9 protein-coding genes and 4 pseudogenes are annotated in these 10157 nt (G+C 61.9%); 8 read left to right on the plus strand and 5 right to left on the minus strand.

Features of this window, described 5'->3' with window-relative positions; translation table 11 throughout:
* Positions 1 to 221, plus strand: a 221-nt coding sequence (locus BLR85_RS29455; protein ID WP_212635012.1) for a hypothetical protein, incomplete at its 5' end; no start/stop codon positions are given.
* 247 nt (positions 222 to 468) lie between these two features.
* On the opposite strand, the gene BLR85_RS04305 is transcribed toward BLR85_RS29455, so the two are convergent.
* Positions 469 to 1500, minus strand: a complete 1032-nt coding sequence (locus BLR85_RS04305) for a hydroxyacid dehydrogenase (protein ID WP_093150286.1) — start codon at positions 1498 to 1500, stop codon at positions 469 to 471.
* A 96-nt stretch (positions 1501 to 1596) separates the two neighbouring features.
* On the opposite strand from BLR85_RS04305, the gene BLR85_RS04310 reads away from it, so the two are divergent.
* The 5 genes from BLR85_RS04310 (at position 1597) to BLR85_RS04330 (ending at position 6405) form a co-directional block, all read left to right on the plus strand.
* Entirely contained in the window at positions 1597 to 2670 is a 1074-nt protein-coding gene (locus BLR85_RS04310) for a LacI family DNA-binding transcriptional regulator (RefSeq protein ID WP_093150290.1), read from the plus strand.
* Positions 2671 to 2703: 33 nt separating this feature from the next.
* The gene (locus BLR85_RS04315) at positions 2704 to 3678 is read left to right on the plus strand and encodes a sugar ABC transporter substrate-binding protein (protein ID WP_093150675.1); all 975 of its coding nucleotides are present in this window, start codon (positions 2704 to 2706) and stop codon (positions 3676 to 3678) included.
* Positions 3679 to 3773: 95 nt separating this feature from the next.
* Positions 3774 to 4781 carry an ABC transporter permease gene (locus BLR85_RS04320; RefSeq protein ID WP_093150294.1) on the plus strand — a complete coding sequence of 336 codons (1008 nt, stop codon included), beginning with the start codon at positions 3774 to 3776 and terminating at the stop codon, positions 4779 to 4781.
* Positions 4778 to 5548: an ATP-binding cassette domain-containing protein gene (locus tag BLR85_RS04325; protein ID WP_093150298.1), complete on the plus strand. Its 771-nt coding sequence runs from the start codon at positions 4778 to 4780 to the stop codon at positions 5546 to 5548. The genes BLR85_RS04320 and BLR85_RS04325 overlap by 4 nt, the downstream gene beginning before the upstream one ends.
* A gap of 2 nt (positions 5549 to 5550) precedes the next feature.
* Complete coding sequence (locus BLR85_RS04330; RefSeq protein ID WP_093150302.1) at positions 5551 to 6405, plus strand: sugar phosphate isomerase/epimerase family protein; 855 nt, start codon at positions 5551 to 5553, stop codon at positions 6403 to 6405.
* A gap of 688 nt (positions 6406 to 7093) precedes the next feature.
* On the opposite strand, the gene BLR85_RS04335 is transcribed toward BLR85_RS04330, so the two are convergent.
* A complete protein-coding gene (locus tag BLR85_RS04335) occupies positions 7094 to 7657 on the minus strand; it encodes a hypothetical protein (protein ID WP_093150307.1) in 564 nt (187 codons plus the stop codon).
* Complete coding sequence (locus tag BLR85_RS04340) at positions 7657 to 8553, minus strand: bifunctional DNA primase/polymerase (RefSeq protein WP_342028771.1); 897 nt, start codon at positions 8551 to 8553, stop codon at positions 7657 to 7659. The genes BLR85_RS04335 and BLR85_RS04340 overlap by 1 nt, the downstream gene beginning before the upstream one ends.
* Before the next feature lie 14 nt (positions 8554 to 8567).
* Here BLR85_RS04340 and BLR85_RS04345 point away from each other — a divergent pair.
* Positions 8568 to 8840, plus strand: a pseudogene (locus BLR85_RS04345) (integrase core domain-containing protein); the annotation flags it as partial.
* Between the two features lie 544 nt (positions 8841 to 9384).
* On the opposite strand, the pseudogene BLR85_RS04355 reads toward BLR85_RS04345, so the two are convergent.
* Positions 9385 to 9486: pseudogene (locus tag BLR85_RS04355) on the minus strand (DDE-type integrase/transposase/recombinase); the annotation flags it as partial.
* A 220-nt stretch (positions 9487 to 9706) separates the two neighbouring features.
* Positions 9707 to 9987, minus strand: a pseudogene (locus BLR85_RS29460) (IS110 family transposase); the annotation flags it as partial.
* Between BLR85_RS29460 and BLR85_RS04365 the strand changes: the two are divergent.
* A pseudogene (locus tag BLR85_RS04365) lies at positions 9935 to 10108 on the plus strand (IS3 family transposase); the annotation flags it as partial. The pseudogenes BLR85_RS29460 and BLR85_RS04365 overlap by 53 nt on opposite strands.
* Positions 10109 to 10157 lie beyond the last annotated feature (49 nt).

A 10157-nucleotide genomic window follows, 5' to 3' on the forward strand; every position in this document is an offset into this window, starting at 1 on the left:
GAATTGAAAACCACGACCTCAGCCACACGCCACACCGCCTGTGGTTCAACCGGCATGCGCAATTCCAAATATCGGAGGGGCGAAGGTTGCTGAAATCAACGGGACACAACGCATATCGGCAAAAAGCCCGCACAAAACCCGATGAGTTTGCCAACACCAGCCCTACCAACCCAACCTGCCCAGTCAGATCCAGAGCAACCGAACGGCTCAAATCCCCATAGACACAGCTGATCCGCAAAGACCAACCCCGCGATTTCCCGCTTGCGCGCTTCTCCGACGCCAGGCAACGCCCCGCTCTTACTCAAACGTACCGCGTGGCGTCCGAGAAACCTGCACCGAAGCAGACGTCTGCCGACGGCTAAGCTTATGTCAGGATAGGCGAAACCGTACTGAAATACTTTCGCGCTGCACCGAAGGGAGGCTTCTTTTTCTGCTCTGCTGGGCGAGCACTTTCTCCAATTTTCTGGCTCAGTTCGTATCCACCGGCTTCGACCGCATACGACCCGCGGTTTCCCGTTCGGCGCGCTTGCAACGCATGGGCGGCAGCCCCTTATCCATCAGCGCCATATCTTCCAGGACCATATCGCCCATCTTCTTGAAGGCCACGTCCATCGCACCCGCGCGGTGCGCCGAGTGGATAAGACCGGGAAGCCTGCGGGCACGGTGGTCGGGCGGCAGCGGCTCCTCGGGCCAGACATCGGACGCGGCAAGGATATGGCCCCGCTCCACCGCATCGAGCAGGGCGTCGAAATCGACCACATCCGCGCGGCTTAGCAGAATAAAAGCGGCGCCGGGACGCATCCCGGCGAATTCCTCTGCCCCGAGAAACCCGCGGTTTTCAGTTGTGACGGCGGCCATGACGAAGACGAAGTCGGAGTCCTTGAGCACCTCGTCAAGGCTCGCTGGCGCAACTTGGTGGTCCTGAAGGATCGACGGCGGCAGCCAGGGGTCGTGTACCTTTACGTTGCAGCGAAAGCCGATCAGCAACCTGTTGAGCGTCCGCCCCAGATCTCCAAATCCGATTATGCCGACGTCGGCGCCGGTCAGCAGGCGTGCCGACAGGTTGCCGTCGCCCCCCCAGAGTTCGCGCCCGGCCTTAAAGTCGGCATCCGACGCGCTGATCTGCCGGGCGAGGTCGAGCGCGAAACCGAGGCCGATCTCGGCCACCGGCACGGCGAAGACGGCACCGGTGGTGACGACGTGGATGCCACGGGCAAACACCTCGTCGTACGGCATGTTGTCCAGGAGGTTCGATTCGACGTTCAGCACCGCCCGAAGCGACGTCATTTTGGCGAGCGTCTCCGACGGGATCGGAGGCTGGCCAAGCACGTATCGCGCCCTTGCGAGAGTGGCATCGTCGAGCCCGGCGACGGCTTCGGCTTCGGTCTCGAACAGTTCGTACCGGTCCCGCAAGACTGCCAGTTTGTCCGACGTGAAGATCAGATCGAGGCTGCGCGGCTCCGGGGCGCAGATCACGAACGGCTTGGGTGTTGCGGGCATTTTGGCTCCTCCAATCGAAAATGAATCGATTTACTTGCATAATAAACCGATTTATCGTCGGATTCGAGACCCGAAAACGGGACTCCGGGGAGGAATATGCAGCCGGACGACAAGCACAGACGCGCGACGATACACGACGTCGCCCGGGCCGCCGGAGTATCGGCGGCAACCGTGTCGAAGGTGCTGCGCGGCGTGAAGACCGTTCGGGCGGAAAACGCCGAGCGGGTGCACAAGGCGGTGAGCGAGTTGGACTACCGGATGGACCCCGTCGCCTCGGGCCTGCGCGGCGAACAGCGGCGGATCATCGGCGCAGTGGTCCCGGATCTGGAAAGCCCCTTCTTCGGCAAGCTCGTGACGGAGCTGGAAAGTCTCGCCGAGGCGGCGGGCTATCACATGATCGTCGCCTCGTCGCGCGAGAACGAGGCGCGCGAGGCCGACCTTGCCGCACGGATGAACGATTGGCGCGTCGCCGGCTGCATACTGGTGCCGGTCCGGTCCGAACGCGGGCCCGGGGCAGAGAAACTGCTAGACTTCGGCATGACGGCGGTACTCGTCGACCGGGTCTCGGCCGACGAGCGCTTCGACACGGTCTCCGCCGACAATCATGAAGCGTCGGCGTCCGTGGCGGATCTGTTGATCGGCCAGCAGGGCCACAAACACATCCTGCTGCACGGCGCGACGCGAATCTCCAAAGCCATCCGAAACCGGCTCGCCGGGTTCGGGGAGAGGGCCCGGACACTCGATCCGGGCGTCGTGATCGACGAGCTTCTGTCCGACGAGCAGCTGGAGACCCAGCGTGCCGCGATCCGGTCCTATTTCGATGGCCAAGTGGACGGCCATCGGCCGACGGCCATCTTTTCCCTGTCGCAGCATTCGACCCTGCTTGTTCTCTCCGAGATCCGTAGGATGGGCCTGAAGATTCCCGAGGATGTGGCACTCGTCGGCTTCGACGATGCAGATTGGATGCAGACCACCTGGCCCTCGATTACCGCCGTCGCGCAGCCCGTATCGGCCATTGCCGAGCGCGCATTGGCGGCGTTGCTTGCACGCGTCGAGGGAGAGCACACCGGGTTCCCCGTTCAGTACCTGGAACCCTGCACATTGCTCGTCCGCCAATCGGCCGGACAGACGGAGACTGAACGACCGCGTCGGTCAGGCCGGAGCGGATAACCCAACGAAATGGTCCAAGAGGAGGAGGAAACCATGTCGAAACTGAAAACCACCCTGAAACTCGGCGCCACGCTCACGGCATTGCTCGCCGTCACGCCGGCAATGGCTGAGGGGGAATACGGCGTCTTGATGAAAACCCTCGCCAACCCATTCTGGGGCGCGATGGGCCAAGGGGTCGAGGACGGCGCCACGGAGGCGGGCGTCGAATATTACATGCAGGCGGTCGAGAGCGACCAGGCGGCCGAAAGCCAGCTCAACGTCTGCAATACCATGTTGGAACGCCAGCCGGTGGCGATGATCACCGCCGCGATCAACTCGACCAACCTGCTGCCCTGCCTGAAGGCCGCGCAGGAATCGGGCATCAAGGTCGTCGACCTGGACGGCAACCTCGATCAGGCGATCCTGGATTCGGAAGGAATCGAGATCACGTTCCGGATCGGCTCCGACAATGTGCTGGCCGGGGCTCAGGGCGCTGAATACGTGGTCGGCCAGCTTGGCGCCGATGCCACTGGCCCGGTGCTGGTGATCGAGGGACTCTCGGGGAACATCACGGGCCAGAAACGCGCCCAGGGCTTTGCCGACAAACTCGCGGAGCTCGCGCCGGGCCTCGAGATCGTCGCCTCGCTGCCGGGAGACTGGGACCGCGGCAAGGCCGCCAACATCACCAACGATATCCTGACCCGCAACCCGGACCTCGTCGCGATCTTCGCCGCGAACGACGGCATGGCCCTGGGCGCGGTCGAGAGCGTCTTTGCCGCCGGAAAAGGCGGTGACGTAGTCATCGTCGGTGTCGACGGCAACTCGGACGCCGTGAAGTCGATCAACGAGGGCCGGCTTACGGCATCTGTGGCGCAGCTGCCCTACCTCGTCGGCAAGCAAGCGGTCGAGAACGTGAAGGTGGCCGTCGAGGGCGGCTCTGTCGAGAGCGAGATCATCGTGCCCACACTCGTGCTCACCAAGGAGGTGATGGACGCCGGTACCGAGCCGCTGCTCGAATACGTCAAGTGATCCTCCCGCCGGTTGGGCCTTAGGGCCCTGCCGGCACTTCAGACGGCCTGACGCGCGCCGCGGCCCCTGCCAGCAATGCCGGAGACGACCTCCCAATGACGCAATCCAATTCCGGACCCGCCAAACCCGGCCCGAGCCTCTGGGCAAGGGCACAGTCGAGCGCCATCGAGCAGCTTCACATCCGCCTTGAAAGCCTGATCGTGCTGCTCGTGCTCGGCGCCATCATGTCGGTGCTGAGTCCCTATTTCCTGTCGGTCAGCAATTTTATGAACATCTTTCTGGCGACCGCCACGATCGGGGTGCTTGCCATCGCCGCGACCTTCATTCTGGGCTCGGGCGGGCTCGACCTGTCGCTGGGATCGGTCATGGGCTTCGCCGGTGTCGTCGGCGCCTGGGTGGCCGTGACCGCGGGCCTTCCGACAGGGATCGCGGTCATCGCGACCATCGGGGCCGGCGCCCTCGCCGGTTTCGTCAACGGCATAATCATCACCCGCGCCTTCGTGCCTGCGTTCATCGTCACGCTGGGGATGCTTGGCATCGCCCGCGGTCTGGCGCTGGTGATCAACAACGGCGCGGCGATCTACGGCCTGCCGCCTGCGATGGTCTATCTCGGCCAGGGCCGCCCCATGGGCATCCCGATGCCGGTGATCATATTCATCGGCACCGCCATCGTGATGCACATCCTTCTCGCCTACACCCGCTACGGCCGCCACACGCTCGCAATCGGCGACAGCGAGAACGCGGCGCGCACGGCGGGCATCAACGTCTCGCGCCTGCGGCTGTCGCTCTATACGCTCTCGGGCGCGCTCGCCGGCCTCGCCGGGCTTATTTTTGCGACGCGCGTGAATGCGGGCGACCCGACCGCCGGGCTGACCTACGAACTCACCGCCATCACGGCGGCCATCATCGGCGGCACCAATCTCTTCGGCGGGCGCGCCTCGATCCTCGGCACGATGATCGGCGCGCTGATCATGGGCGTGCTGCAAAACGGCCTCAACCTGCTCGCAGTGCAGAGCTACTACCAGCAGATGGCCATCGGCGCGGTGCTAATCCTCGCGGTCTTCATTGACCAGTGGCAGGTCCGGAAGGAGAGCCGGGTATGACCCTTCTCAACATCACCAAAGTCTCCAAGGCCTTCGGTCCGGTCAGCGTGCTGCATGGCGTCGACATGAGCGTCGACCGCGGCGAAGTGGTCGGCCTCGTGGGCGACAACGGAGCCGGCAAATCGACTCTGATGAAGATCGTCACTGGCATGTACACGGCCGACGCGGGCGAGATCACGCTCGACGGCCAGGACATTCTCGGCAACACCCCCGGCGAACGACGTCGGATGGGGATCGAGATGATCTACCAGGATCTCGCCCTCGCCCGGCAGCAGGATGTCTCCGCCAACATCTTCCTTGGCCGCGAGCCGGAAAAGAAGGTGCTCGGGATGAATTTCGTGGACAAGGCCACCATGCGGCGAGAGGCCCAGGCGATGATCGACCGGCTGGGCGCGCGGCTCCCCGCGATCAACCGGCCAGTGGGCTCGTTTTCCGGCGGCCAGCAGCAATCCGTCGCCATCGCTCGGGCGCTCACCTTCGATCCGAAGCTCGTCATCATGGACGAACCAACGGCGGCCCTCGCCGTTCGGGAGGTGCAGGGCGTGCTGGACCTGATCCGCCAGCTCAAGTCGGAAGGGATCGGCGTGATCCTGATCTCGCACCGGCTGAACGACGTGCTTTCGGTCACGGACCGGATCGTGGTGCTGAACCACGGCCGTGCCGCCGCCAATCTCACCACCGCAGAGACCAACATGACCGAGGTCGTTTCCGCCATCGTCGGCAGCGCCGAGATGGACCACGCGGCCGCGCATGAAGCAAGAGGATAGACATGGCTCAGCTTGGCCTTCACACGTTCGCCGCCGCACCCAGATGGGACCAGGCAGAAATGCGCGCACTTCTGGACAAGTTCCAACAGCACAAGATCCGCGTGCTCGAGATTCCGCTGCTCAACCCGGCCGAAATCGACGTGGCCGAGACCCGCGCTTTTTGCGAAGAAACCGGCATCGCGCCGGTGTGCTCCCTGGGTCTGCCGCCGGAAATCGACGTGATCGCGGATCCGGACTCTGGCCTCGCCTTCCTCGAACCGGCATTCCAGGTGGCAAGCGGCGTCGGTGCCTTCGCGCTCGCCGGCGTCACCTACGGCACAATCGGCAAGATCTCCGGCGCGCCCCGCTCCACCGAGGAATTCGACGGCACCGCGCGTTTCATCGAACTCGCGGCGAGAGCGGCGAGGTCGCATGGGCTGAAGCTCGGGCTGGAGCCGTGCAACCGCTACGAGACCCATATCATGAACACCGGTGCCGATGGCCGCGCTTTCTGCGAAGCGGTGGGGGCCGACAATGTTTTCATCCACATCGACACCTACCACATGAACATAGAGGAGGTGTCCTATGCCCAGGGCTTCCGCGATTGCGGCCCGTTCCTCGGCTACGTTCATCTGTCGGAGAGCAACCGTGGCGCGCCGGGAGCCGGGACAATCGACTGGGAGCAGGTATATGGGGCTCTTGTCGAGGTCGGTTTCGACGGCATCACTACGCTGGAGAGCATGAATTACGTTCATCCCGCAATCGCCTCCGCTCTGGCGATCTGGCACCCAGTGGCCGCGAACCCGGACGACGTGGTCGACGTCGGCCTGCCTTTCCTACACGAGGTAGCGGCGGCGTCCGGCTTTCTCTACACCTGACCGGGATTGAGAAGTAAGCGTGCCGCTGTCAATTGGGCAGCAACTCATTCTTCGGCCCACATGCTGCGCTCTTACGGTGAAGGACGGGGTCGGCAATGTTGATCGTGAGATACCCTGTGATGAAGCCAACGTGATCAAGCAAATTATCCTGACCAGACGATCAGATTTGAGTTCTAATTCGTAGAGTACAGCCGGCGTGGTTCGAGTAGCGGACTTTGGTGTTTCATGCAGCGAAGGTCGGTAAACCGCCCTTCTTGACGAATGCTGCAGCCGGCATGGACGGCAGCTTTGGATGCGAGGCGGTCATCCGAACCTGTCTCTGAGATGACCGTAAGACCGTCCGGGAGGCCTACCATTGAGACTGAGAAGATCTGAAAACGAAAGGCATTTGATGAACAGGATTGCGTCGCTCGCGTCTGGGCAAAACCAATTGAACCAGAATTTGACCTGGTGACCCACTCTCTATCGCAGATAGTACTGGGCTTGAGCTGTGCGTGTCAGCGACCTACCCAAACACGGACGAATTATACCGCGGGTCGGTATCGCGATCTGCCGACCCCAAAGGCTCGCCATTTTCCCGATACCCAACGTAGCAAAAGGGGCGGCCACACTGACATAATTGCGATGAGTCGGAGGCCGGGCACGGTCTTTACGTTCGGTCTCGGAAAGTCGCGATATCGTGCGATCCTCAACGACACGCGTTCTTACCCCAGTTTTTTGATTGCCGCCTGTGGACTCGCCTCACGATGACATCTAACCGTGAGACCGCTCGCGCAACCTTGGTCCGCAGGATCTTGAGATCCAGATCGAGATTCCGGGCCTTGGCTTTCCGCTTCAGGGCGGAGATCATGCCCGATCTCTCAGCTTCATCAGACTTTGCGATCTCGACGCAGGCCGGGTCCACTTCGTCCATGGACATGGGAGCGACGCGCTTCTGCACCTGCTTCTTGATATCGAGCGTCGTCCAACCGGGGCCGAGGAGCGGCTTCAGTCTTGCGATCTCGTCGGGCCACGCGTCGGGATCCATTATTGCAATGCGGGAGAACTCTTTGTCTCGGGCTGCAATGTCCAGCGCCTGCGTTCGAAATCGTCGCTGGAGATCCTTCTCCAGCTTCGCTACGGTCAAACCTTTGGGCTCGCCCAACTCAACAATTAGGTCTCCCAAGAGTGTTGCCCGTTCCGCCTCGGTGCCGAGTTCAGCGGCCTGATCCAGCACCTCGCCGACTCGTCTGTTCTGTTGCTCACTCAGCATCAGGTCTTTCCCCCGATGGTGGCAAAGAACTCTGCTTCATCCTCTTCGGACGTGGCCGGCTGAACCAACGCCGGAGCTATGTAGTCTTTTTCCAGTGACCGGATCGCGGCGGCGGCGCATCTGCACGCAGCACGTGGCTGCGAAACGGAAGGGCTGTTGGCGGCCTGTCCATGCTGGAACTTCTTAACGAGCAGAAAGACGATCTCGTCGAACGTGAAACCGGCCCGGGCAAGCATGTGAGCCGTCGAGAAATCCATGGCGGAGCGACTTCGTGCCTGCTCCTTGAGGCCGCCAGTCATTCCCTCCCAGCGACCGGCGATCCTCGCACCGACGAGGATCTTGACTTCGAGCCGACCCATCACATCGGCTTTTTGCTCTGTCGTCAGTTGGGTGTACTCAGGCAGGTCGAGGCGTCCGACACCAGAGCCACCGGAGTACCCGCGAATGATCTCCTTGCAGGCGCTGTCGGTCAACATGGCTAGGGGCTTGGGCCGTACCACACGGTAGCCCTCGCCGAAGGCGATCCAGCCGCCAGCGCCGCGACCGTCGAGGCCAACCACGATCCCGGCACGGCTAGGCAGGTCACTGAACTTCGCGGGAGTGCGATAGATGGCGTGCAAACCTCCCGAGACGGTCCTGTGCACGCGTGTATCTCCGGTCAGCCCGTGCTTCTTCAGCCATTGTTCGGGAGCCGATCCGGGCTTGTAGATATCGAGATCGAGGGCATAGAGCCCGTGGCCCATCAGGATTCCGACGCCGTTGCAACGTCCCTCCCAATCGTGAGCGTCGATGTCGAGACTGGCGTCAAGGTGCCCGTGTTGGGTCAGCGGAGTCTTTTGCCACTTCTCACCAATCTTCTGGACCCTTACCGGGAAGACGGGAATGCCCATGGTGATGAACTGGCGGGCATCATCCCCAGACATAGGGCAAGATCGAGCGCTGGCACCAGACCATGAAGAACCGTGTTCTGCTGGAGAACTACTACCTGCCAGGTGACCTCGAACGGCAGATCGAAGCCTTCGTCGAGCACTACAGCAACCACCGCTACCACGAGAGCTTGGGCAACCTGACACCCGCTGACGTCTACCACGGTCGGGGCGCTCAGATCCTGTCAATGAGAGAGGAGATCAAGAAACAGACAATCCGGAAACGCCGCTTGCAGCAGGACAGCGCTGCCGCGTAACCTCAAACAGAAAGCGAACCGGAACTCACGTTACGAAATCGCCTCGCGATCTCCGAAAAACTCTGACGACGGACAGATCCTACTGTCGCTTCTGGTCGGGATGTTTCCTCTGGGTTTTGCCGGTTCGCTCATCGGCTTTTCGGGGGGTCTCGCGGACGGCATCTCGGTTGCCGCCATGCTGTCGGCGGTAGCAGACCTCGTAAGCCTTGGCGCAGCTATTGCGACGGTTCTGGTTTTCCGATCCCTCGTCAAGGCGACCTACCGGAAGGCGCGAGATCCCGGCAACGTGACGCCGCTGTCTCCGCGGTCGTCCTCGAAGCGCCCCGCATACGGGAACGTCCGGAAGGCGGCCTGAAGGACCACGGACCGAATTGTTTTCGCGGCCGAGTTTGAACTGCTCCGGAAGGTTGCCGTTGCTGTTCGTCGCGCTCGCCTGAGAGATTCATTTCCAAAGTGCATTGTGAACTAAGAGAGCTTTGTCTCGCCGTTCGCCTTGTCCGTCATCAAAAGAAGTGGTCCGACTGAGTTGATCCCGATCTGGAACCACGATGTAGCGGCTGTAATCATCGAGGATGGTGGAGAGATCGAACCAGCCCCAACCAATGACCCTCAGGTAGGTGAAGTCCGTCTGCCACAGCTGGTTCGGTCGCATTCGCCATTTTCGCTCGGACCATGTATGGATGGCGTCCGCGGGGCAAGGGCTTGTCGTTGCGATTTTGGCGTCTGGTCGGTTGCGGCCATGTATACGGCGTCTGATCTGCAACACGGCGGCTGCGCGCCCTGATGTATTCCGCGGTCGCTTTGGTTCCAATCAATGGCACGCGCTTCGATGCGCTCCGGTTCGAACAGGGTGTCCTCTGTGGAATGACGATCCCGAATTCCCCGAGATGTGCCCGGATCGCATTCATGATCTGTGTCCGCTGGCGCACCAGAAATTCCCTTGCCTTGTGGGTAACCAGCCGGCCTTGCGTTTCTTCGAATTTCACGGGACGAACCGCATCGAGGTCCGTGTGACAGCCTCACAGATCGCTTCCGCGTCCGCCTGGTCTGTCTTGCCTCGTTTCACATAACCCTTCACGTAGCTCGGCTCCACCTTCAAAACCATCAAGTCGGAGCTGATATGGCCGCTCGCCTGGCAGACCCGCGCACAGGCCGAAAACGCCATCGCCAAATACATCGACGGGTTCAATAACCCCATCAGGCGACAGTCATCGCTCGGTTTCCAAAGCCTCATCGCCTTTGAGCGCAGGAGCCAGGAAGTGAGCTGAACGCTCTCCGCAAGATCCGGGCAAGTCCAGTTTGGGTGCTTGGCTTCAT

The sequence above is a fragment of the Aliiruegeria lutimaris genome, from assembly GCF_900099935.1.
In the GTDB taxonomy this organism is placed as follows: Bacteria; Pseudomonadota; Alphaproteobacteria; order Rhodobacterales; family Rhodobacteraceae; genus Tropicimonas; species Tropicimonas lutimaris.

What these genes read in the sequence shown, in the direction of transcription:
- BLR85_RS04305 (WP_093150286.1), bottom strand. Translation starts at nt 1,500, where the DNA reads ATGCCCGCAACACCCAAGCCGTTCGTGATCTGCGCCCCGGAGCCGCGC.
- BLR85_RS04310 (WP_093150290.1), top strand. Translation starts at nt 1,597, where the DNA reads ATGCAGCCGGACGACAAGCACAGACGCGCGACGATACACGACGTCGCC.
- BLR85_RS04315 (WP_093150675.1), top strand. Translation starts at nt 2,704, where the DNA reads ATGTCGAAACTGAAAACCACCCTGAAACTCGGCGCCACGCTCACGGCA.
- BLR85_RS04320 (WP_093150294.1), top strand. Translation starts at nt 3,774, where the DNA reads ATGACGCAATCCAATTCCGGACCCGCCAAACCCGGCCCGAGCCTCTGG.
- BLR85_RS04325 (WP_093150298.1), top strand. Translation starts at nt 4,778, where the DNA reads ATGACCCTTCTCAACATCACCAAAGTCTCCAAGGCCTTCGGTCCGGTC.
- BLR85_RS04330 (WP_093150302.1), top strand. Translation starts at nt 5,551, where the DNA reads ATGGCTCAGCTTGGCCTTCACACGTTCGCCGCCGCACCCAGATGGGAC.
- BLR85_RS04335 (WP_093150307.1), bottom strand. Translation starts at nt 7,657, where the DNA reads ATGCTGAGTGAGCAACAGAACAGACGAGTCGGCGAGGTGCTGGATCAG.